18 protein-coding genes are annotated in these 22,995 nt (G+C 45.0%); 4 read left to right on the top strand and 14 right to left on the bottom strand.

Annotated elements, in window-relative coordinates; all coding sequences use genetic code 11:
• The first annotated feature begins 28 nt into the window (after positions 1-28).
• Both KT990_RS05245 and epmA read left to right on the top strand, forming a co-directional pair.
• On the top strand, positions 29-1,096 hold the full coding sequence (locus tag KT990_RS05245) for a 4-phosphoerythronate dehydrogenase (RefSeq protein ID WP_005169904.1): 1,068 nt from the start codon (positions 29-31) through the stop codon (positions 1,094-1,096).
• Complete coding sequence (gene epmA / locus KT990_RS05240; RefSeq protein WP_218209269.1) at positions 1,093-2,067, top strand: EF-P lysine aminoacylase EpmA; 975 nt, start codon at positions 1,093-1,095, stop codon at positions 2,065-2,067. Before KT990_RS05245 ends, epmA begins: the two co-directional genes overlap by 4 nt.
• A 92-nt stretch (positions 2,068-2,159) precedes the next feature.
• Here the strand turns inward: epmA and KT990_RS05235 are convergent, their stop codons facing one another.
• The 13 genes from KT990_RS05235 to radA form a co-directional block, all read right to left on the bottom strand.
• Positions 2,160-3,395: a multifunctional CCA addition/repair protein gene (locus KT990_RS05235; protein ID WP_074383390.1), complete on the bottom strand. Its 1,236-nt coding sequence runs from the start codon at positions 3,393-3,395 to the stop codon at positions 2,160-2,162.
• A 94-nt stretch (positions 3,396-3,489) separates the two neighbouring features.
• Positions 3,490-5,769 carry an NADP-dependent malic enzyme gene (locus tag KT990_RS05230; RefSeq protein ID WP_005169926.1) on the bottom strand — a complete coding sequence of 760 codons (2,280 nt, stop codon included), beginning with the start codon at positions 5,767-5,769 and terminating at the stop codon, positions 3,490-3,492.
• A gap of 140 nt (positions 5,770-5,909) precedes the next feature.
• A complete protein-coding gene (locus tag KT990_RS05225; protein ID WP_218209268.1) occupies positions 5,910-8,786 on the bottom strand; it encodes a putative bifunctional diguanylate cyclase/phosphodiesterase in 2,877 nt (958 codons plus the stop codon).
• A gap of 176 nt (positions 8,787-8,962) precedes the next feature.
• Entirely contained in the window at positions 8,963-9,673 is a 711-nt protein-coding gene (locus KT990_RS05220) for a 16S rRNA (uracil(1498)-N(3))-methyltransferase (RefSeq protein ID WP_034608453.1), read from the bottom strand.
• 108 nt (positions 9,674-9,781) lie between these two features.
• Complete coding sequence (gene metF, locus KT990_RS05215) at positions 9,782-10,618, bottom strand: methylenetetrahydrofolate reductase [NAD(P)H] (RefSeq protein WP_100329083.1); 837 nt, start codon at positions 10,616-10,618, stop codon at positions 9,782-9,784.
• A 212-nt stretch (positions 10,619-10,830) separates the two neighbouring features.
• Positions 10,831-12,213, bottom strand: coding sequence for an adenosylhomocysteinase (gene ahcY / locus KT990_RS05210; protein WP_218209267.1), 1,383 nt, complete (start codon positions 12,211-12,213; stop codon positions 10,831-10,833).
• 206 nt (positions 12,214-12,419) lie between these two features.
• The gene (locus KT990_RS05205; RefSeq protein ID WP_228730817.1) at positions 12,420-13,274 is read right to left on the bottom strand and encodes a DUF4062 domain-containing protein; all 855 of its coding nucleotides are present in this window, start codon (positions 13,272-13,274) and stop codon (positions 12,420-12,422) included.
• 108 nt (positions 13,275-13,382) lie between these two features.
• Positions 13,383-13,907: a tetratricopeptide repeat protein gene (locus KT990_RS05200; protein WP_218209266.1), complete on the bottom strand. Its 525-nt coding sequence runs from the start codon at positions 13,905-13,907 to the stop codon at positions 13,383-13,385.
• Between the two features lie 98 nt (positions 13,908-14,005).
• Positions 14,006-14,344 carry a DUF3325 domain-containing protein gene (locus KT990_RS05195; RefSeq protein WP_100329080.1) on the bottom strand — a complete coding sequence of 113 codons (339 nt, stop codon included), beginning with the start codon at positions 14,342-14,344 and terminating at the stop codon, positions 14,006-14,008.
• Positions 14,341-16,062 (bottom strand): PepSY-associated TM helix domain-containing protein, encoded by a 1,722-nt coding sequence (locus KT990_RS05190; protein WP_218209265.1) that lies wholly within the window; start codon positions 16,060-16,062, stop codon positions 14,341-14,343. The genes KT990_RS05195 and KT990_RS05190 overlap by 4 nt, the downstream gene beginning before the upstream one ends.
• Position 16,063: 1 nt before the next feature.
• Positions 16,064-16,420 carry a hypothetical protein gene (locus tag KT990_RS05185; protein ID WP_074383383.1) on the bottom strand — a complete coding sequence of 119 codons (357 nt, stop codon included), beginning with the start codon at positions 16,418-16,420 and terminating at the stop codon, positions 16,064-16,066.
• Positions 16,421-16,628: 208 nt separating this feature from the next.
• A complete protein-coding gene (locus KT990_RS05180) occupies positions 16,629-17,633 on the bottom strand; it encodes a Tim44 domain-containing protein (RefSeq protein ID WP_005169956.1) in 1,005 nt (334 codons plus the stop codon).
• 118 nt (positions 17,634-17,751) lie between these two features.
• Complete coding sequence (gene radA / locus KT990_RS05175; protein WP_159138228.1) at positions 17,752-19,143, bottom strand: DNA repair protein RadA; 1,392 nt, start codon at positions 19,141-19,143, stop codon at positions 17,752-17,754.
• 174 nt (positions 19,144-19,317) lie between these two features.
• Here radA and KT990_RS05170 point away from each other — a divergent pair, with 174 nt between their 5' ends.
• Entirely contained in the window at positions 19,318-19,722 is a 405-nt protein-coding gene (locus KT990_RS05170) for a hypothetical protein (RefSeq protein WP_005169959.1), read from the top strand.
• 102 nt (positions 19,723-19,824) lie between these two features.
• Here the strand turns inward: KT990_RS05170 and KT990_RS05165 are convergent, their stop codons facing one another.
• Positions 19,825-21,171, bottom strand: a complete 1,347-nt coding sequence (locus KT990_RS05165) for an alanine/glycine:cation symporter family protein (protein ID WP_005169960.1) — start codon at positions 21,169-21,171, stop codon at positions 19,825-19,827.
• A gap of 320 nt (positions 21,172-21,491) precedes the next feature.
• On the opposite strand from KT990_RS05165, the gene KT990_RS05160 reads away from it, so the two are divergent.
• On the top strand, positions 21,492-22,895 hold the full coding sequence (locus KT990_RS05160; RefSeq protein ID WP_005097664.1) for an amino acid permease: 1,404 nt from the start codon (positions 21,492-21,494) through the stop codon (positions 22,893-22,895).
• Positions 22,896-22,995: the final 100 nt, after the last annotated feature.

Here is a 22,995-nt window from a genome sequence, read left to right as displayed (position 1 = left end):
TATGCCCAAGCATCATATGGATCTCATTATGAAAATTGTCGCAGATGAAAATCTGGCATTTACCGATTATTTCTTTTCTGAATTTGCAGACATTCGTCATTGTCCAGGCCGTAGCTTAATGGCACAGGATGTTCAGGATGCAGATGCATTATTGGTACGCTCAGTGACTCAGGTCAATGAAGCACTGCTACAGAATAGTTCGATCAAGTTTGTAGGCAGTGCCACTATTGGTACAGATCATCTGGATATTGCTGCATTGGAACAGCATGGGATTCAGTGGAGCAATGCAGCCGGCTGTAATGCACAAGCTGTGGCTGAATATGTCATTACCGCATTACTGCATGTACGTCCTGAGTTAGTAGATGCCAATGCAACATTTAGCCTGGGTATAGTCGGTTTGGGTAATGTTGGAACCCGTCTGGCTTATATGGCAAAACTTTTGGGCTGGCGCGTGATTGGCTATGATCCTTTGGTTCAAAGAACGCAGGTTGATCAAGTTGAATTTAATGAATTGTTGCAGCAAGCAGATGCGATTTCGATTCATGTCCCTTTAACTCAAACGGGTCTTTATCCAACTTACCATTTATTCAATACGGCTACATTGGCGCAAATGCAGCCTGATGCAATTCTGATTAATTCTGCACGTGGGCCAGTGATTGAAGAGGCCGCCCTGATCCAGGATCTTAAAGCGACACAACGAACCGTGATTTTAGATGTTTTTGAACACGAACCGGTTATTTCAGCAGAGCTTCTGGATCTGCTGACGCTGGTGACGCCGCATATTGCCGGTTATAGCCTGGAAGGCAAGGCGCGTGGTACTCAAATGATCTATGACGCTTTCTGTCAAACTTTTGCTTTTGCAGCACATAAACAGTTCGAAACCCAGCTTCCGGTCTGCGAGCAGTTTTTCCAAAATCAGGATTTAAAAATGGTGCTAAAGCAATATTTAACGCAAATTTATGATATTGCCCGTGATGATCAAAATCTGCGTGCTTGTGTCAAGGATGGCAAAGTGGATCAGCAGGCTTTTGATCATTTAAGAAAAACCTATCCGCTGCGTCGTGAATGGGCTGCACATGGTGGGCCAAAAGCATGAATAGCACTTATCAGCCGACGTGTGACCTGAATGCCATGCGTGCACGTGCCACCTTATATGCACAAATCCGTCAATTTTTTGCTGAGCGGGATGTATTAGAAGTCGAAACACCAATTTTATCTCAAGCCGGTGTGACCGATGTGCATTTGGCTTCAGTACAGGCGCAGCGTCATGTACTGGCTAAAGCACATACGCATTATTTACAGACCTCACCTGAATTTGCCATGAAGCGTTTATTGGCCAGTGGCAGCGGGCCTATTTACCAGATTTGTAAAGTCTTCCGTGATGATGAACATGGGCGTAAGCACAATAGCGAATTTACCATGCTGGAATGGTATCGCCCGGGCTTTAGCTTAAAAGATTTGATGTTCGAAGTAGCCGATCTGCTTAATGTGACGCTTAAAGCACGTTTTGCTGAAATCCGTCCAACCATTTTGAGCTATAAACATGCCTTTATGGATCGTCTGGATATTAATCCATTGCAAGCGACCTTGCAGGAACTGAAAGACTGCTGTCGTCGTGTCGGTCTAAATCTGGATTTGGGTGAGGATCGGCTCGGCTATATCGACCTGTTATTTTCACATATGGTGGAGCCGAGTCTCGGTTTTGATACCGCAGTATTCCTGACCGATTTCCCGCCGGAAATGGCCTCTCTGGCGAAAACCCGAATCGATGAAGATGGGGAACTGGTCGCTGCACGTTTTGAGTTGTATATCGAAGGTTTAGAATTGGCCAATGCCTATGATGAGCTGATTGATGCTGGAGTTTTGCGCTCACGCTTTGAGGCGGATAATGTAGAGCGGGCCAGATTGGGACTGCATGTCATGCCTATTGATGAGTATTTACTGGCGGCTTTACCGAATATGCCGGAATGTTCAGGGATTGCCTTGGGAATTGACCGCTTGCTCATGATCGCGACCAATCAGATGAAACTGGAGCAAGTGATTAGTTTCCCGGCGGATATTTCCTGATCGGGATTTGATTTTCCTTAAGCTCTTTAGAGGGCTGGGTCTCTGCACTAAATGATTGAAGCAATAAAAAAGCACCCTCGGGTGCTTTGTCTTTATTCAATAGATACAGTTTGTTGGGCTTTAAGTTCACCCAGTGCCTGAATACGCCGTTCAATCAGCATTTCGCCAATATCCGGGCCTTGAATATCGGCAGGCAGGTCTTGTGCTTTAATGGCACGTACTATCTGCATGGCATCAAGTACATATTGTGCTTGTGGATAGGCACGATCTTCCAGTCCTAAACGGCCACGTGAATCACATTCACAGGCCTGTACAAAAGCTTCGACACGCTCGGGACGACGTAAAACGTCCAGACGCTGCAATAATCGCCATAAAGTACCGGGTTTGAGATTAAATGCCTGATGACATTTCAGATGCTCTTTACATACTGCCAACGCCAGTTGCTTGGTATAGGTCGGTACTTTTAAGCGATCACACAGATCATTGACCGGCTTGATGCCACGTTCTTCATGCATGATATGCCGCGGTAATTCTTCAACCGGGGTTAATGCTTTGCCCAAATCATGCACTAAAACGGCGAAACGTACATCCAGGCTATAGTTTTGACGACACGCCTGCTGCAAGGACATCATGGTGTGAATGCCGCAGTCAATTTCCGGATGATATTCAGGGCGTTGCGGAATACCATATAAGGCATCTATCTCAGGAAATAAGACTTTTAAAGCGCCACATTGACGCAATACTTCAAAATACACATCAGCATGACGTTCTGTTAAGGCACGTGAAGTTTCTTTCCAGACCCGCTCCGGTGTTAATGCATTCAATTCACCGGATTCCGTCAAGCGCTGCATGAGTGCTAAAGTTTCATCCGCAATCACAAAACCTGCACTGGTATAGCGGGCCGCAAAACGGGCAATTCGCAGCACCCGTAATGGATCTTCGACAAAAGCATCGGAAACATGACGCAGCACCCGGTTATTCAAATCTTGCTGACCGCCATAAGGATCATAAATCTGACCGGCATCATCCATCGCCATGGCATTAATGGTCAGGTCACGACGGATCAAATCCTGTTCCAGGGTCACACTGATATCGGTATGAAAGTCAAAACCATGATAACCGGTGCCGGATTTACGTTCGGTACGGGCCAGTGCATATTCTTCTTTTGTTTTGGGGTGTAGGAAAACAGGAAAATCTTTGCCTACGGGCTGATAGCCTAAGTCAAGCATTTGCGCCGGAGTTGCACCAACGACCACATAATCTTTTTCGTGATAGGGGTGTCCGAGCAAATGATCCCGAACTGCACCGCCTACTAAATAAACTTGCATGAAAAAACCTCTATTCTTACAAGCATCATGCTACAGAATAGAGGTTTTCTCAAGTTAAGAAACGAGGCTGATGCGTCGTTATCTTGTCATTGGCTTAAAGTGCATCTTGTTCCGCTTGCTGGATTTCTGCAACGGTAAGTGCAGTCATGTTCACCACGCGACGCGTAGTCGCAGTCGGAGTCAAGATATGTACCGGCTTCGCAGCACCCAACAGAATTGGGCCAATCGTCACGTTGTTGCCTGAAGTTGCTTTCAACAAGTTAAACGAAATGTTGGCAGCATCCAGATTCGGCATGATCAGTAAGTTTGCAGAACCTTTAAAACGTGAGTTCGGGAAGGCAAACTGGCGAATATTTTCATCCAGTGCAGCATCACCGTGCATTTCACCTTCAACTTCTAGCTCAGGCGCGATTTCAGACAGGATGTCATATACCTTACGCATTTTTTGCGCGCTGGCATCATGCTGGTCTGAACCGAAACTTGAGTGAGAAAGCAGGGCAATACGTGGGGTCATACCAAAACGGCGCACTTCTTCAGCAGCCAGAATGGTCATTTCCGCCAGCTGTTCAGCCGTTGGATTGGTGTTGACATAGGTGTCGGCAATGAACAGGTTGCGATCTTCAAGCATCAAGGCATTTAGGGTAAAGAAAGTGTTATGACCTTCTTTTTTGCCAATGATGTTGCTGACGAAGTCCAGATGAATGTCGTAGCTTGAATAAGTACCACAGAGCATGCCATCTGCCATGCCATGTTTGACCAGCATCGATGCAATTAAGGTAGAGCGACGACGCGCTTCACGCTGTGCATATTCAGGCGTTACGCCTTTACGCTGCATGATCTGGTAATAATCGTCTGCAAACAACTCATAATCCGGATTCTTTTCTTGATCAACAATCGTGATATTCACGCCATCTTCAAGACGTAGACCCAATTTTTTGATATTGGCTTCAATCACGGCTGGACGACCGACCAGAATAGGGATCGCCAAACCATCATCGACTGCAATTTGAACGGCGCGAAGTACACGCAGGTCTTCACCTTCCGCATAGGCAATACGCTTAGGATTCGATTTTGCCTGTTCAAAGATCGGTTTCATCACGAATGCCGAGTTATAGACAAACTCAGACAAACGTTGACGATAATGCGAGAAATCTTTAATTGGACGTGTTGCTACACCCGAATCCATGGCTGCTTGTGCCACTGCAGGCGCGATTTCAAGAATCAGGCGTTGATCTAGTGGACCCGGAATCAGGTATTCACGGCCAAATGATGCCGATTTCTCACCATAAGTTGCAGCATCCGCTTCGACGTGTGCCATACGCGCAATTGCATGTACACAGGCAATTTTCATTTCTTCGTTAATCGTGGTTGCACCAACGTCTAATGCCCCACGGAAGATGTATGGGAAGCAAAGTGCGTTATTGACCTGGTTTGGATAGTCAGAACGGCCAGTGGCCATGATCACATCATTACGAACTTCGTGTGCATGTTCAGGCAGAATTTCTGGATCCGGATTCGCCAGTGCGAAAATGATCGGATCTTTGGCCATCACCTTAACCATTTCTTTGGTCAGGATGCCGGCAGCAGAAAGACCAAGGAACATGTCTGCACCCGCGATCACATCACCAAGCTGAGTGGCTTCAATGTCCTGTACATACGCTTTTTTAGATTCATCCAGACCTTCACGATGCGTGGTCAGCAGACCACGTGAATCGGCAACGATGATGTTTTCTTTTTTAGCGCCCAAAGCACACAGCAGATTTAAGCAAGATAGCGCTGCAGCACCCGCACCTGATGCCACAATCTTGATTTCGTCAATTTTTTTGCCATTAATTTGCAGGGCATTCAGTAACGCAGAACCAACAATAATTGAAGTACCGTGCTGATCATCATGGAATACCGGAATATTCATGCGTTCACGCAGTTTTTGCTCGATGTAGAAGCATTCTGGCGCCTTGATATCTTCAAGGTTAATCCCGCCAAAAGTCGGCTCTAAGGATGCGATAATGTCTACAATTTTATCTGGATCATTTTCAGCGATTTCGATATCGAATACATCAACACCGGCGAATTTTTTAAATAATACGCCTTTGCCTTCCATGACTGGTTTAGAAGCCAGAGGACCAATATTACCCAAGCCCAGCACCGCAGTACCGTTGGTCACTACAGCGACCAGATTACCGCGTGCGGTATACAATGCAGCAGTTGAAGGATCGCGTTCAATCTCAAGACATGGTGCAGCTACGCCAGGCGAGTAAGCAAGGGCTAAGTCACGTTGGTTGACCAATTGTTTGCTTGGTGTAACGCTGATTTTCCCCGGGGTAGGAAACTCGTGATAGTAAAGGGCCTGTTGCTTTAAAGATTGTTCGTCCATCAGTCTCTCGATCGTTGTAAAGATTACCCGGTCAGCGGGTAAAAAATTTATTTATGTCCCCGAATATACCATTTGTTCGCCAGTTCGCACAGCCAAAGACGGCCGTTTTTCCAACAATCTTATTGGGGGAGGGTATAAACTTAGACTTGATAAGTATAAGAATCATTGGTCATATTTTGTGTCAAATACGCAGTGGCGTCCTCTTCTGGCAGCGGTTTGGAGAATAAATATCCTTGAGCGATATCACAGTCTAAATCATGTAGATATGCTAACTGCTCTTCAGTCTCGATGCCTTCCGCGACCACGGTCATGCCCATGGCTTTACCCATCGCCACCATGGCACTGACAATGGCTTCCTGTTTGTTTTCACCAATCTTGGACACAAAACTGCGGTCAATTTTTAGGGTATCAATCGGGAAATCAGCAAGATAGGAAAGGGATGAATAACCCGTGCCAAAATCATCCAGAGCAATATGGATCTGTCGCTGTTTGATTTCATTCAGCAGGTTTTTGACTGCTTCCGAATTTTCAATTAAAGACGATTCGGTAATTTCCAGTTCCAGACTGGCACCTGAAATCTGGTTATCGGCAATGGCCTGATCCAGATCATCGAGTAACTGACCGCGGCGCAATTGCTGCGCCACGACGTTGACTGATACACAAATATGATTAAAGCCCAGATTGTTCCATTGGCGAATCTGTTTGGCTGTCTGCTGGATGACCAGACGGCCAATATCTGAAATCAGGCTGGTCTGTTCGGCTAAAGGGATAAACAAGCCGGGTGGAATAATGCCTTTTTCGGGATGATTCCAGCGAATCAAGGCTTCAAAGCCATAAATGCGCTGATCACTGAAATTAATTTTTGGCTGATAATAAACAATCAGCTCATTATTCTGGAGGGCTTTACGCAAATCCCGTTCCAGAAAAATCCCCGTTTCTTGTAGGCCATCACTTTGATTAGAATAAAAGTGAATGGTATTGCCCCCCAGATTTTTAGCTTCGTTCAGGGCCTGTTCGGCACAGTTGTTTAAATAATCGAGTTGACGACCATGATCTGGATAAAATGCCACGCCCATGGAAAGCATGATCACATAATCCTGACCGTAAATATTAAATGGAGTGGTAAATGCCTGAGCGATGCGTTCACAGTGTCGCTGTACTGAAGGGCGAATATGTGAAATTTCATAGATAATCGCAAAATCATCACCATTCAGATGCGCCACAAACAAGGCTTCTGCATTGTTCATGCGCAGGCGCTGCGCGACCTGACGTAAAAGTTCATCCCCGCCATTATTGGATAGATATTCATTTAATGGACGGAAGCGATCGATATTCAGGCGAATCACGGCCATCTGCTGAATGGAATCTTTTTGCGAGACCAGATATTGATGCAGCTGATAGTTATAATAGAAACGATTCGGTAAATCGGTCAGTGGGTCATAATTTTCCAGATAAGACAGGCGCTGTTCCTGTAATTTGCGTTCGGTCAGATCCGAGACAATCCCGACATAATGGGTAATCCGGCCTTCATCATCGGTGACGGCATTGATGTGTAACCATAAGGCGGATTGTTTGCCCGACATGAATTTGGCGTATACCTCGCCATCATAGGAGCCAATCTTTTGAAGCTGTTTGATAATACTGGCATGGTTGCTGCGCTGTTCAGCTTTATTTTGTGCAACAAGATCGAATAAAGACTTACCGATGATCTGCTCACGCTCAAAGCCACTCAGGTATTCATAGTGAGGATTGACATCAATATAATACAGTTCAGGATTGAGAATAAAAATCCCTTCCGCGGCCTGTTCCAGTACACTGGCAACCAGTTTTAAACGTTCTTGAGAAATACGTTCCTGCTGAATATCACGACGAATACCCACCATTCGCAAAGGTTTGTTATTTTTAGGATCACGGCTAATCACGCGGCCAATATCATGCACCCAGTTCCAGCTGCCATCACTGAGCAGAATCCGGTAAGTGGCATCATAACGCTCAATCTGGCCACGTAAATGCTGTTTCATGTTGCGCTTAAAATAGTCCAGATCATCAGGGTGAATCAGATGCTCTAATTGCAGATGATGATCTTTGGAATCACGCAGAATTTTTTCATCTTTATGATTGGTTAATGTAATGAGACGGTCTTTGATATTCCAGTCCCATGGGCGAATGCCGGCAATCTCATGGGCAAGATCCAGGTTCTGTTGCTGATTTTTCAAATGATGATTAATCTGTTCAATATCATAGGTACGTTCCCGTACTTTTTGTTCCAGTAATTGATTGTTGAGCTGTAATTGTAATTCAATATCTTTGGATTTATTGACTTCAGTTTGCAGTTGCTGGCACAGCTCATCAGTCCAGGCCACTTGCTGTTCGGCATTTTTAACCAGCAGACTGTTTTCTGCATACAAGCGCGATGTCCGGCGATGAATACGATAACTACTATTGGCACACAGCAGAATGACAATCACCGCAAAATTTAAGGCCAGACCGAAGAAGGGATTGGAAAGGCTGACATGATAAATTTGCGACAATAAAAAAGGGAATAAAGAGGGTAAAAATACCAGGCAGAAATAACTGAGTTTTTGGGTCAGATAAGTCAAGCCAAATGCCTGAGTCACAATCAGGAGCAGAGCAGACAAGGTCAGTGCTTCAATATCTTCGAATGCAGGATTGGCCTGCGGCAAATAGTAATAAATTGTATAAATACCGACAGCAATACAGCTCCCGACGGCAAGACTCTGAATCTGTAACCAGCGATGTGCGCCTTTCAAATCATATTGTTCAGGCTTAAAATAAAGTGTGCTCACCAACCAGCACATACTGACCAGTAGCTCGGTCAGAATAAACCAGGTATTAAAATAGGTATTGGAAGGACGATATTGAAGGTGATAAATACAAAAAATATAAAGGCAAATCACCATTATACTGATTAAAAAATAGCGACTATGGCGAAGTGTGTTCGCAATCTGAGCATGATGCAAATGCTGCTGGATATAGTCGTCTTGCTTATCAACCATGTGATTCAATGCCTGTATTCATCCTAAACGTTTTTCCCTATGTATTGTTCTTATAAAAAAACTCCAGGAAATGTGTAAAATTAACTCATCAATAGTTATTATTCTTTCGTCGAGATTAGAGGTCTTAGGAATAAAAATCAACAAAATTAAAGACAAATTTTTACTGGCCTGATGAACTAGAGATTATAGTTCAAAATTGAAAGGGCCACGACAGGGGCTGTTTCGGTACGTAGTACGCGTTCACCAATACACCAGTTTAGAAAACCTTTTGCATTTGCCGCTGTAATTTCTGCCTCACTGAGACCGCCTTCAGGGCCAATCAGCAGGGCAATATCCAGGGTCGCATCTGCCAGTACATCTGTTTCATCTTTATTGGGGGCCAAAACCAGTTTGGTCTTGGGTAGCTCGGTTTCCAACCATTTTTCAAGTGATATTGGTGCTAAAATTTTAGGCACAATATTCAGTCCACACTGTTCACATGCTGCAATCGCGATCCCTTGCCAGTGATCCAGTTTTTTTTGGTCACGATCATACTTCAAGCGCATTTCACAACGATCTGAAGTCAGCAATTGAATTTCTGAAACGCCCAATTCCACAGCTTTTTGAATCGCATAATCCATGCGGTCGCCTTTGCTCATCACCTGACCGAGCAAGGCCTGGAACTTGGGTGTGCGATTGGCGGGATTAAATGCATTGACCGATACTGTGGCTGATTTTTTAGCAACCTCAGTTAAGGTCACTTCATATTCGCCACCCTGTCCATTGAACAGGGTCGCGGCTTCGCCCGCTTGAGCGCGTAATACCTTTACCCAATGATGAAAAACGGTTTCCGTTAACTCAACCGTAGTATCAACATTTAAGTCTGCTTCAATAAAAAAACGTGGCATGGAGGGATTACTCTCAGATGGAACAAAACAAGACTGCATTGCTATTTACACCCTCTTTGTGTTTTTCCCAAGGGGAGAAAATGGGTGAGATCAATGCAGCCTAAAAACTTATGCTAGACCTAAGTCTTTTACAAGTTGGCGTGTAGGATCAGTGGTGTTCATGGTGTAGAAGTGCAAGCTTGGTGCGCCACCTGCAAGCAGACGCTCACAGAATTTAACCACAACTTCGTGGCCAAAGGCTTTGATGCTGGCAGTATCATCACCATAGGTTGCCAGTTGCTTGCGAATCCAGCGTGGAATCTCGGCACCGGTACCGTCCGCAAAGCGGATCAGGTTGCTGGCATTGGTGATTGGCATAATGCCCGGCGCCACAGGAATATCAATTCCGGCTTTCTGGATGCGATCTACAAAGTAGAAATAAGCATCTGGATTGAAAAAGAACTGGGTTAATGCTGCATTGGCACCAGCTTGTACTTTTTCAACAAAGTGCTGGATGTCTTGATCAAAGCTTTCTGCCTGAGGATGCATTTCCGGATAAGCTGCGACTTCAATCTTGAAATGATCGCCTGAATACTCACGGATAAAGCGAACCAGGTCAGCTGCATAAGGTAATTCACCTAAACCGACTTGACCTGAAGGCAAGTCACCACGCAGCGCAACAATACGATCAATGCCTTGTGATTTATACAAATCCAGCAATTCAGCAATACGCGCTTTGTCATCGCCAATACATGACAGGTGAGGGGCAACAGGTGCACCTTTGCCATTGAAGTCATTGATGGTAGACAAGGTACGTTCACGGGTCGAACCACCAGCACCATAGGTCACAGAAAAAAATTCTGGGTTTAGCAGTTGTAACTCTTGATGCACAACTTTGAGTTTTTCCGCACCTACATCAGTTTTGGTCGGGAAGAATTCAAATGAAATTGGAATCTGTTTAGACATGTTCAAATCCTTTTTATAAGTACTTTAATTTTTTGAATTCCCTAATCCTAGCCTTCTCCCAGAGGGAGAAGGGACTTCCATTACGATAGTTAAAGTCTTTAAGACTTACCTTCTAACTATTTCACAATAGAAGTTTCCCTCTCCTGAGCGTGCTTTAAGCATTGCTTTAAAGCTCAGCGCAAGTGAGGGCTAGGGAGAGGTAAAAACAAAAATTAGTATTTATAAGCATCCGACTTGAATGGGCCTTCAACTTGAACACCCAAGTAATCCGCTTGTTCTTGAGTCAATTGAGTCAAGACACCACCGAAACCAGCAACCATCGCAGCAGCAACTTCTTCATCTAATTTCTTAGGAAGAAGTTCTACACGAATTTGTGCAGCTTTTTCAGATTCTGGAAGATCAGCAAATTTCTCAGCGAACAAGTGCATTTGACCCAATACCTGGTTGGCAAATGAACCATCCATAATACGTGATGGGTGACCAGTCGCATTACCCAGGTTCACCAAACGGCCTTCAGAAAGAAGGATCAGGTAATCATTTTCATTTTCTGAACGATACACCTGGTGTACTTGAGGTTTAACTTCAACCCACTTGTAGCCACGTAGGTAAGCTGTATCAATTTCAGTATCAAAGTGACCGATGTTACATACAACAGCACCCGCTTTTAATGAATCAAGCATTGCTGAATCACAAACGTGGTAGTTACCCGTTGTAGTCACGATCAGGTCAGTATTCTGAAGAAGGTCAACATTGATGTCTTCTTTCTTGCCAGTTTGCACACCATTTTTGTATGGAGATACAACTTCGTAACCGTCCATACATGCTTGCATTGCACAGATTGGGTCAACTTCAGTTACGCGTACAATCATGCCTTCTTGACGGAGGGATTGAGCAGAACCTTTACCTACGTCACCGTAACCGATCACAAGCGCACGACGGCCAGATAAAAGCATATCTGTACCACGTTTGATTGCATCATTTAGTGAGTGACGGCAACCGTATTTGTTGTCGTTTTTAGACTTGGTTACTGAATCGTTTACGTTGATTGCAGGAACTTTTAAAGTGCCATCACGAAGCATTTCGTACAGACGTTGAACACCTGTCGTTGTTTCTTCAGTTACACCGTGAATTTTTGCAATCACTTCTGGGTATTTTTCGTGAACAAGTAGCGTTAAGTCACCGCCATCGTCAAGAATCATGTTGGCATCCCAAGGCGTGCCATTTACATTGATTTGTTGTTCAAGACACCACATGTATTCTTCTTCAGTTTCGCCTTTCCAGGCAAACACAGGAATGCCCGCAGCTGCGATTGCAGCAGCAGCGTGGTCTTGAGTCGAGAAGATGTTACATGAAGTCCAGCGAACTTCTGCGCCCAATTCAACCAGTGTTTCAATTAAAACAGCTGTTTGAATGGTCATGTGGATACAGCCGAGAATTTTCGCGCCTGCAAGTGGTTTTGCTGCCGAGTAGCGTTTACGTAGACCCATGAGGGCTGGCATTTCAGCTTCAGCAAGTTTGATTTCTTTACGGCCGTAATCAGCAAGTGAAATATCAGCAACTTTGTAATCTGTAAATGAAGCAGTAACCGCGTTCATCAGGATCTCCTAGGAAAAAATAGATTGGATCGTTCTGTTCGCGGATGCCGTTGTTGATCAGAACGAATGTCTGACCGATGGTCGAGCCTAGCGATTTTACATTGCTATTTTTTAAAATCAGCCTGTAAAACGTCGCAGCATCCCTCGACTAGCGGGCTATTGTACTTGGAATCTAAATTTGTTCCAAGTTTAACAATGAAATATTATTAATTTTCCTTGAGCTGAGCTTTCAATTGGTCAAAAGCTTTCCAACCATTTTCGGTGAGATTAAATAGTTGTCCTTTATAACCTTCATCTCTAATTAATCCTAGATCTTGTAATTTTTGGAGTGTGCTTTTCCATGTAGCTATTTTTCTAGGACTATCTAAATTAAGATTTAAATTCCCCGCAAATATGTTTGTATGGTCTATTCCTTGAATAAATTGTATTTCACTTTCTGCTTCACCAGCACCTAATAATATTTGAACCATTTCTTCTGTCGGCTCAATTGTAGTTTCCGGATTGGCAACGTTTTGGTCTGAGGAAGGAAGAACATCTGTTAATATAGATTGAATGTATTCATTATTTTGAATTTGGATAGATAAATGATCTCTAATTTTTTGTTTAAAAATAGATAAATCATTATAAAATTCTAGTACGCCACTGGGCATCCACTCCCTGATTTGAATTTGTAGTTTTTGATATTGTTCAGTAATCTGACTTGGGGAAATAGGTTTATCACAGATATAAATTGAAGTCAGTTTTTGAGAGTCGATATGTCTGGAAATTTCTTCTACAGTACCACTGGCATATTCCCCAGTGTCTGTACCTAATCGAGTCCAAAATATTCCAATCAGAATGTCAGCATCATTCAAAATTCTTTTATTAATGATTTCTTGAGGCCGATTCCCCATTTCGGGTGCTACATGAGTTTCCCATCCGATAGGATTTAGCATTACATCAAATTGCTTAGAATGAATTGCATTCCATTCATAGATAGCATCACGAACAAGTTGTCTTTCTTCCGCGACATCGCTTGGTGATGCGATCATTACGTTTAATACGGTTGCTTGGTAAGCCATATTGTTATCAAAATCTTATTTATATTAATTACTAATATATAGGTGGTTATCTAATTGAGCTAGATTATTTGTTTATAAAAAAGCCCATCATTTGACGGGCTTTTCGTTTTATTTAGCTTCTTGCTCAGCAGCATCCGCTTTTTGGGTCCAGAACTCAGCTAGTTCCTCATCGCCATCTACGCCTAAACCATTGGCATAAATGAATGCAAGATCACGCATCGCTTGAACTTCGCCAAGTTCCGCGGCTTGTTTGACCAAAGCAATCGATTTTTCCACGTCTTTTTCAATTACATCACCACGACGGTAGAAACCGGCCAACTCTAAAGTCGCAGCAGGGTGCTTCTCGATATTGGCCTTGCTTAACCAGTAATAGGCTAACTCAAAGTGAGCTTTGGATTCTTCTGGATCTTCTTCAGCCAGTTCTTTGGCATAAACGGTATAACCTTCACCTAACCAGTACATCGCATCAACCAGTCCGCCGTTGGCAGCTTTCAATGCCCATTCTTCAGCCAGAATGATGTCATCATCATGCTCGCTTTGCATATACAGTTCAGCCAATTCAAATTGCGCTTCAGCATTGCCTGCTAAGGCAAGATTGGTCAGGGCAGCAGAGGGAGAAACACGCTGGGTCATATCAACATCTCAAAAATATTATGCGTAGACTAAAGGTTTAAATTAAAAAAGCCAATCCGAAGATCAGCTTTTCAAGTATGAGGGGGTAAATTAGAATTTTAGACCAAGCAAATGATTGCTGAAATCACGGCGATTACCACACAGATTGAGGCGATTACTTTAATTTTACTTTCCAGATAGCTCAGGCTTAAACCAACGACCAATGCTGCAAAAGTTAAACTGCCCAGCCAATAACTGATCATGTTACTGATTGTACCTGCGAACAGGCACAGGATGAGCGCAATCGTTAATATCACCCAGCCAAGAATGCTGGCCATTCTGGTTTTGGAAGCATCTAGCTCTTTAGCAAAGATCTGTTTCTGATGTTTGGACATCGATGCGGCAAGTGCAAATAAACCGAGAGAAGTCAAAGCCCAAATCAATAAGAAGAACATCATGCCTGATTCTCCTTTAATGTAGCTTTGGTTTTTTTTGGCGGCAAGCCTTTATGGTTTTTCACTTTCTTGAATGCAAACCAGAACAGGATCGCGAGCGCCCACATCGCCAGATCAAAAGAAGCAATCATCCACTGACCATGCATGATGCTGTTCCAGATTGCCTGACCGCCGGTCAGGAAGTTCACAATTGGGAGTAGGGCAAATGCTGCTGTTGCAAGCAGGAGCAGCTCTAGCCAGGCCTGACGATTGCTACGAATCATGGCATAAACTAAAGTCAGCAACCAGATGATAAAGAAGCTGCGAATTTCCCAGTTCAAACGCATGTCCATGTCTGCCGGAATAAAACGGTTGGCATAAAAGTAGGCAGCACAGGCAATCGGTAAACCGATAATTGCCGCGATATTAGTCACTTCCACAAGACGATAACCAAAAGATTTATAGCCTTGCTTTTGTTGTTGTGGTGCGCGTTTGACACACCACAGAATCAAACCAGTCGCAATCATGAATGTGCCGACCACACCAGACATGAACAATAACCAGCGTAGAGCCAAGTCCACGCCACGTGCTTCATGCAGTGTGGTAAATACGTTATAAATACCGTTTGCAACCGAGGGTGTTTTCAGTGTGGTTTGATCCGGCTTTAATTCACCCGTCACGCCATTGAAAGCCAGACTCGGATAAACATTGCGATAGGCTACGCTGACCCCATTTAAGGCACGAAGCTCAATTTCAGCTTTGGCGGTATTTGGCTGGATGATGTTAATTATAGCAACCGGATTGTTTTTCCATTGCTTTTCTGCTGCTGCAAGAATGGGCGCTAAGTCTGCCAATGGCGCAGGGCGGGCAGGTGACGCATCGCCACGCGAACGGCGAGCTTCACCCCGTGCAGACATATCACCACGTTCACCACGATTCTCTCGCTCACTACGCGGTCGACGCTGGTCACTATCACCGGATTCAGCCTGAACGCTATTGTCCTGAATCAAGCTCTTACGTTGATCTTGCAGAAATGCGCCTCGATTTTCATAAATCTGGTTGACACCCCAAGGCATCAGGGTAAACAGCAGCAGTAACAAACCGCTAAAGGTAATCATGATATGGAACGGCAGGGCAAATACCGCCGTTGCATTATGGGCATCCAGCCAGGAGCGCTGACCTTTGCCAGGACGGAAAGTAAAGAAATCCTTAAAAATTTTCTTATGGGTAATCACACCGCTGATAATCGCCACCAGCATGAGCAAGGTTGCAATGCCGACAATCCAGCGCGCCCAGATTCGGGGCAGTCCGTACAGTTCAAAATGAAAACGGTATAAGAATGAACCACCGCGTGTTTCACGGGCTTGCAGCACTTCACCGGTTGCACTGTCAATGGTTAGGCGGGTACCGCCACGACGGGCACGCGGATCTTCACCGGCACCGCGAATATTCAGTATGGTGGTATTCTGGCGTGAGTTAGGCAGCTGAATCGCCCAGCTGCCGGCATCCGGATGATGCTGTTGCAGATAAGCCAATGCGACACGGGTCTGTTCGATTTGGGACTTTTGTGGGACTGACTGATGAAATTCCGGTTTCATCCAGATGCTGATTTCATTCTGGAAAAAACTTAAAGTTCCAGTTAAAAAAATCGCATATAAAAGCCAGCCTAAAATCAGACTGGCCCAGGTATGCAACCATGACATCGACTGGCGTGGCCCTTCCTGTTTTGCATCTACTCTCATCTTAATTTCCTAGGAATTTATATGCGATATAGAGCAAAACACTGGGAATTACGATTCCGAGCGTTGCCTTGACAGTTTTGTTGACCATAAATACCCAAATAAAGGCTGCGGTATTCAGGCTAAAACCAATCAGGGTGGCTGACATGGCAGCACTGCTTCCTGCATCCATAAACATCTGGGCAATCACGACGGCAGCCAGCGAGGCAAGCATATAACCGCCGACACCAGCCAGAAGAAAACGATATAAAATCATCCCACGATAAACCAGCAGATTTGCTTTAACTTTATTTTTGCTCGATGGACTCGGTGCAGTAACTGTTTCAGTCGCTATTGCATGCATATTCGGACTACTCATCATCGAAAATTCTATCTATTAAACTTGTTAAGCTATTTCGATGCGAATGATAACAATTATTGTTTATATTTTAAATACGAAACATCAAACTATTTATATGAAAAATAAAAAGAACTATTGGACAGGCTAAAAGGGGGGTATTAAAAAATATAAGCTTTAAAAATAAAAACAGCGGCTCGAAAGCCGCTGTCTAAATATTATCTGTTCAGAATTAGTCTTGCTGAATACCTGCAACCACCCAGTCCTGATTTGAACCTGCTGGTTTAGTGAAATGCCAGATTTCTGCAAACGGTTGTGGCAAGCTGTTCAAGTCTTCGCTTACCGTACCGGTAAAGCGTACGCTGACAATATACTGACCATTGTCAGTCGATGAATCTACCACCATGGCATTCAGATTTGAAAACTCGGCAACATCCTGATCCTGATTGCTCATGATGTCATTACGCATTGACTGATAAAGATCAGGAGTTAGGTAACGCTGAATTTCCGAAATATTGCTTGCCGTATTCATAGACTGAATGTGGTTAAAACGCTGACGTGCGACACGCAAGAACGCGGCAGGTTCAGTACCATCCGGTAACTGGCTACCACTTTGGGTATAAGCCGTGCCGAAAGGCGCAGTATTTACCGGTGCAGAACCAAACGGTGCATTAGTACTTGGCGTTTGACCACCAACATTCTGACCAAAGATATTGCTATTGTCACCACCGCGAGGTGCAGTCGGTGCTTGACCAAAAGGTGCTGTATTACCAGCACCGCTATTTGGTGCAAATGGATTAGAAGCTACTTTTTTTTTTGCGCCCATCTTACGGAAAATGAAGAAGGCAACAGCAGCAGCAAGCAGGATCCAGATCCAGCCTGGAATACCACCTTTTTCCTCTTCTGCTGGAGCCGCCTGAGCTTCAGACGCTGCCACACTTTGATCATCGGCCAATGCATTGGCAGCTACGGCACCAATCGCAGCACCCGCTACACCGGCAGCAACCATACCACCCACACCTGGGCCAGATTTTTGCTGGGTTGCAGCACCGGCAGCTGGCGCTTGTTGAGCAGGCGCAGCTTGACGAGGTTGTTGATAAGATTGGGTAGGCTGTGCAGAACGTTGCATACCGTGACTTTTACCGCCACCGGCACGTTTTGCTTCAGCAGCAAAAGGCGCAACCAATAATACTGCTGTCAAGATACCTGTAATCAAACCGCGCTGTCGAACTTGCATTCATTTTTCCTATGAGAATAAAACCTATTTGTACAGTCTATTTATATAGGCTTTGTGTGGAATTTCAATCAAAAATCTGTATTTTTTTGCGCTTTACTGCAAATTCACTGCCTGATGCTTAATTTAGCTCATCACTTAAAGACATGGCTTCACTCAGGGCTTCATGCAAACGGGCAACAGCAATAATCTGCACGCCTGCAATGGTTTTTTGCGGTGCATTGCCACGCGGCACAATAATGTATTTAAAACCATGCTTGATCGCTTCTTTCAGACGTTCCTGTCCATTTGGCACGGGACGAATTTCACCAGACAGCCCGACTTCCCCAAAAACAGCCAGTTGTTGTGGTAAGGCCTTGCCACGAATACTGGAAGCGCAGGCGAGAAGTACCGCCAGATCCGAACCGGTTTCGGTGATTTTCAAACCACCGACGATATTGACATAGACATCCTGGCCGGAGGTTTGCACACCACCATGCCGATGCATGACGGCCAAGAGCATATTCAGGCGGTTCTGATCCAGACCCAGCGCGACCCGTCGTGGCTGACCATGCGCATCATCGACCAAAGCCTGTACTTCGACCAGGAGTGGACGCGTGCCTTCACGACTGATCATGACAATCGAGCCCGGAATCGCTTCATCATAACGGCTTAAAAATATTGCAGATGGATTGGACACTTCGCGCAGCCCTTTGTCGGTCATGCCAAACACCCCGAGTTCATTCACCGCGCCAAAACGGTTTTTGACGGCACGGATCATCCGGTAACGTGAATCGGACTGACCTTCAAAATACAGCACACAATCGACCATATGCTCAAGTACGCGTGGGCCTGCCAATGCACCTTCTTTGGTGACGTGGCCGACCAGAAATAAAGAGGTACCGCTGTTTTTGGCAAAGCGGGTCAGCAGGGCAGCGGATTCACGAATCTGCGAGACTCCACCTGGAGCCGATTGTAAGGTCTCGGTATACAGGGTTTGAATTGAGTCCAGAATTGCGACGGCAGGACGTTGCTGGGCCAATACTTCACAAATGCGTTCGACACAGGTTTCTGCCATGACCTTGAGCTGATCGGTTGGCAGATCCAGACGCTGGGCACGTAATGCGACCTGAGACAGGGATTCTTCGCCGGTGACATATAAGGCCGGATTTTTGGCAGAGGCCATATGCGTGGCTGTTTGCAGCAAAATGGTTGATTTACCAATGCCGGGATCACCACCGATCAGAACCACTGAACCCGTCACCAGTCCACCACCCAGAACCCGGTCAAACTCACTGATACCGGTCGGTAAGCGTGTTTCATGCGAGACTGAGACCTGATTTAAGGTGGTGATTGTGGATGCCTGACCTGCATATCCACCCGCGATTTTTGGCTGAGCCCGATGTGTAACCGCAGGTGCAATGCTGACCTCAGTCAGGCTGTTCCATTCCCCACACTCCGAACATTGTCCCGACCATTTCGGATGATCTGCACCACATTGTTCACAACGATAGACACTTTTTGCTTTAGCCATATTTTAAGATGAAGCGATTGAAATTGACTGACAGCATAGCGGTGAATGTGATCTAAAACCAAGCCTTTCACCTGAGAAATCATGGTTTTTACGACAAGGCTTGTCGTTTTTATTTGTGCTTATTCGGATGTTGTGTATCAACGCCGTCTATAATGCCCGTCTTGTTATGCTGAAATGGAACAGATCTTGTCACAATTGCTGAAACATATTGATGCGATCGCACGTGAAAAAAACCGTGATGTGCTGTTTGTGCATTTTGAACAGTATGTATACCCAGATCAGGACGCTCACTCGGTTCGGCAAATGTTTATCGGCTGGTTAGAGCAACAGGGTATCCGTTATATACCGTGTTTGGGCATTGAGCCCACAGTCCGCAGTGACGTGTATTCGGGCAGTCTATATCTGGATGTACCTTTTGACCTGCAGCATAAAACTTATCAAAAACTGAGCGAGTACTTGGAAGATGATCAGGGCAATATGAAAATTGAAGGCATTCAGTTTTTTGTTTTATCTTTAGGGCTGGCACTTGAACTCGAATCTGACGGCAAATTACCAGAATGGGGCGGTTTACGCTCATAGAACATGAATATTGGATTTGGATTTCGAATAAAATTAATAATAAAAAGCCACAATTGATGTGGCTTTTTATTCTCTTGGTTCGGGATTTAAGCAATAAGGCGGTTAATAAAGTTCACCAGATTTACGTCTTGCGATGAAGTCTTTCGATTCCTTGGCAATCACGCCAGACAATAACAGCAATGCAATCAGGTTGGGAACCGCCATCAGACCATTAAAGGTATCGGCAAATAACCAGACCAGATCCAGTGTCGCGATACAGCCGACAAAAACCGATGCAATATAAATAATACGATAGGGTAGAACGAACTTTTCGCCGAGCAAGTAAGTGGCACATTTTTCGCCGTAGTAGCTCCAGCCTAAAATCGTGGAATAAGCAAAGAAAATAATTCCGAAGGTGACCACCCAGCCACCGACACCGGGCAGGAGTTTGTCGAACACGCCAATCGTCAGTACTGCACCGGTCTGATCACCAAATGAATTACCGGCCATGATGTAGCCCATGACCAGAACAATACCAGTAATTGAACAGACAATAATGGTGTCAATAAAAGTACCGGTCATAGAGACCAGACCCTGACGGGCAGGATGGTCGGTTTTTGCTGCTGCGGCTGCAATCGGCGCAGAGCCCATGCCGGCTTCATTCGAGAATACCCCACGTGCTACACCATAACGAATCGCCGCACCAATCGCACCACCTACTGCAGCTTCACCGGTAAAAGCATAGGTGAAGATCATTTTTAGTGCAGGTGCTACCAGTTCTAAATTGTTGAGAATAATGATCAGACCGCCAGCCACATAGCCTACCGCCATGATTGGAACAATCACCGAAGATGCCTTGGAAATCGATTTAATCCCGCCCAGAATCACCAGTGCTGAAAAGGCAGTAATGATAATACCGGTCATCCAGGTTTCGATCCCCAAACTGTTTTCAACTGCCAGTGCAACAGTATTGGACTGCACTGAACTGCCGATCCCAAAAGAGGCCAGTGTCCCGAACAAGGCAAAAATCAGCGCCAGCCATTTCCATTTCAGGCCACGTTCGATGTAGTACATCGGACCACCCGACATTTCACCTTTTTCATTTTTAATTCGGTATTTGACTGCAAGGACACCTTCGCCGTATTTAGTCGCCATACCAAACAGGGCAGTCATCCACATCCAGAACACCGCACCCGGACCACCCAGCACACAGGCGGTGGCTACGCCGGCAATATTACCGGTACCAATCGTGGCAGACAGTGCAGTCATCAGTGAAGCGAACTGGGAAATATCACCTGAGTGCTCGGGATGCTTGCCAAAGACCTGTTTGAAGGCCAGTGGCAACATACGGAATTGCCAGAACAATAAGCGGAAAGTGAGGAATATCCCGGTGCCGACAATCAGTACCAGCATATAAGGGCCCCAGACCCAGCCGCTTAAAGTCTCCATTAAACTTTGTAAATTTTGCATAAAATTCTTCTTATTGATCCATGTCTATGTAATTCGAGATATTGATTAAAAAGCAATTATTGTGCCATCGGTATTCATCCTGAATACTTAAAATGGCGGAATTGTGTTCTAGTTTTTACATGGTTTTGCTGCTTTGACAAGAAGTTTCTTGAATCTCGGGCGTCGAAAAAATAAGCGTTAAGCTGGCGCGAGTGAGATATAAGAAAAATAAATGAACTTTACAGTTTAGGCAGAAAATACAAATGATGTGATTTTTCTTTTTGTATTCAGGCTTTTTTACGTTAATTTGTCGCGAGTAAAACTCGAAGTTGAAATCAATAATGTCAGAAAAATATAACAGTTCATCGGCAGAGCACGGTGAGTTACAGCGAAGCTTATCCAATCGGCATCTACAGCTTATTGCCATTGGTGGCGCCATCGGAACCGGCCTGTTTATGGGTTCGGGCAAGACCATCAGTCTCGCAGGCCCTTCTATTCTGGTGATCTATATGATCATCGGTTTTATGGTATTTCTGGTAATGCGTGCACTCGGTGAGTTGTTACTCTCGAATTTGCAATATAAATCATTCATTGATTTTGCCACAGATCTGATCGGGCCTTGGGCCGGATACTTTGTTGGCTGGACCTACTGGCTGTGCTGGATCACTATCGGGATCGCAGATCTATCCGCGATTATTTATTACCTGCAATTCTTCAATAATGGCTTGCCCTTTAGTCCTGAAGAAGGAGTGATGATCAGCGTTGCCGCGATTGTGTTTATCATGGGTTTGAACCTGGTCACGGTCAAACTGTTTGGTGAAATGGAATTCTGGTTTGCTCTGGTCAAGATTATCGCGATTGTGGTGCTGATTGCCGTTGGCCTGTGGATGGTCTTTACCGGGTTTACCTCGGATGCCGGCACAGTTGCGTCATTTAGTCATATCTGGTCACATGGCGGTATCTTCCCGACTGGAGCGATGGGCTTCCTGGCCGGGTTCCAGATTGCGATTTTTGCCTTCGTGGGTGTAGAGCTGGTGGGTACGACCGCAGCTGAAACCAAAGATCCGGAAAAGAACCTGCCGAAAGCAGTGAACTCGATTCCGATCCGTATCATTATTTTCTATGTACTGGCACTTTTGATTGTGATGTCGGTAACGCCATGGAATCAGATTGATCCAAATATCTCGCCCTTTGTGAACCTGTTTAGTCAGGCTGGTATTGCCGCAGCTGCGATCATCATGAACCTGGTGGTGTTGTCTTCGGTGATGTCATCGATGAACAGTGGGGTATTCTCGACCAGCCGTATGCTGTTCGGTCTGTCGCGTGAAGAGCAGGCACCACTTGCCTTTGGTCGCTTAAACCGTCGTGCAGTTCCGGCAAATGCCTTGTATTTCTCTGCGGTGTGTTTGTTACTGGGTGCAGCACTACAGTATTTCGTTCCAGATACCGTCCGCGCTTTCACTTTAGCAACGACTTTATCCACGATTCTGTTTATCTGTGTCTGGATCATCATTATCTGGAGCTATATCGTGTACTACAAAACACGTCCAGAATTGCATGCCAAATCGACCTTTAAGTTGCCGGGCGGTCTGGTGACCTGCTGGATTGTGATCGTATTCTTCCTGAGCATGATCGTGGTGTTGGCGCTGGAAGACGATACCCGTCAAGCACTGATGGTCAGCCCGATCTGGTTTATCCTTCTGGTTATTGGCTATTTCGGTTTCTATAAACAGAAACATAAATAAACCTTATCAATAAAAACGTCAGCGATCTGCTGGCGTTTTTTTATCGCTAAAGATAATCTCTAGGCTTTAGCGCTTTGGTCATGGTGATCATCGCGTTATA

The organism is Acinetobacter sp. F9 (assembly GCF_019195275.1).
Lineage (GTDB): Bacteria > Pseudomonadota > Gammaproteobacteria > Pseudomonadales > Moraxellaceae > Acinetobacter > Acinetobacter pseudolwoffii.
Note: the sequence above shows the minus strand (reverse complement) of the source record. Positions and strands in the feature narration are given on the sequence as shown.

Excerpts from the sequence above, each read along its gene's own strand:
- metF (WP_100329083.1), bottom strand. The coding sequence starts at position 10,618 with ATGTCTAAACAGATTCCAATTTCATTTGAATTCTTCCCGACCAAAACT.
- KT990_RS05190 (WP_218209265.1), bottom strand. The coding sequence starts at position 16,062 with ATGAGAGTAGATGCAAAACAGGAAGGGCCACGCCAGTCGATGTCATGG.
- KT990_RS05180 (WP_005169956.1), bottom strand. The coding sequence starts at position 17,633 with ATGCAAGTTCGACAGCGCGGTTTGATTACAGGTATCTTGACAGCAGTA.
- KT990_RS05235 (WP_074383390.1), bottom strand. The coding sequence starts at position 3,395 with ATGCAAGTTTATTTAGTAGGCGGTGCAGTTCGGGATCATTTGCTCGGA.
- KT990_RS05185 (WP_074383383.1), bottom strand. The coding sequence starts at position 16,420 with ATGATGAGTAGTCCGAATATGCATGCAATAGCGACTGAAACAGTTACT.
- KT990_RS05230 (WP_005169926.1), bottom strand. The coding sequence starts at position 5,769 with ATGGACGAACAATCTTTAAAGCAACAGGCCCTTTACTATCACGAGTTT.
- KT990_RS05165 (WP_005169960.1), bottom strand. The coding sequence starts at position 21,171 with ATGCAAAATTTACAAAGTTTAATGGAGACTTTAAGCGGCTGGGTCTGG.
- KT990_RS05170 (WP_005169959.1), top strand. The coding sequence starts at position 19,318 with ATGGAACAGATCTTGTCACAATTGCTGAAACATATTGATGCGATCGCA.
- ahcY (WP_218209267.1), bottom strand. The coding sequence starts at position 12,213 with ATGAACGCGGTTACTGCTTCATTTACAGATTACAAAGTTGCTGATATT.
- KT990_RS05160 (WP_005097664.1), top strand. The coding sequence starts at position 21,492 with ATGTCAGAAAAATATAACAGTTCATCGGCAGAGCACGGTGAGTTACAG.
- KT990_RS05225 (WP_218209268.1), bottom strand. The coding sequence starts at position 8,786 with ATGGTTGATAAGCAAGACGACTATATCCAGCAGCATTTGCATCATGCT.
- KT990_RS05200 (WP_218209266.1), bottom strand. The coding sequence starts at position 13,907 with ATGACCCAGCGTGTTTCTCCCTCTGCTGCCCTGACCAATCTTGCCTTA.
- KT990_RS05205 (WP_228730817.1), bottom strand. The coding sequence starts at position 13,274 with ATGGCTTACCAAGCAACCGTATTAAACGTAATGATCGCATCACCAAGC.
- radA (WP_159138228.1), bottom strand. The coding sequence starts at position 19,143 with ATGGCTAAAGCAAAAAGTGTCTATCGTTGTGAACAATGTGGTGCAGAT.
- KT990_RS05220 (WP_034608453.1), bottom strand. The coding sequence starts at position 9,673 with ATGCCACGTTTTTTTATTGAAGCAGACTTAAATGTTGATACTACGGTT.
- KT990_RS05245 (WP_005169904.1), top strand. The coding sequence starts at position 29 with ATGAAAATTGTCGCAGATGAAAATCTGGCATTTACCGATTATTTCTTT.
- epmA (WP_218209269.1), top strand. The coding sequence starts at position 1,093 with ATGAATAGCACTTATCAGCCGACGTGTGACCTGAATGCCATGCGTGCA.
- KT990_RS05195 (WP_100329080.1), bottom strand. The coding sequence starts at position 14,344 with ATGATGTTCTTCTTATTGATTTGGGCTTTGACTTCTCTCGGTTTATTT.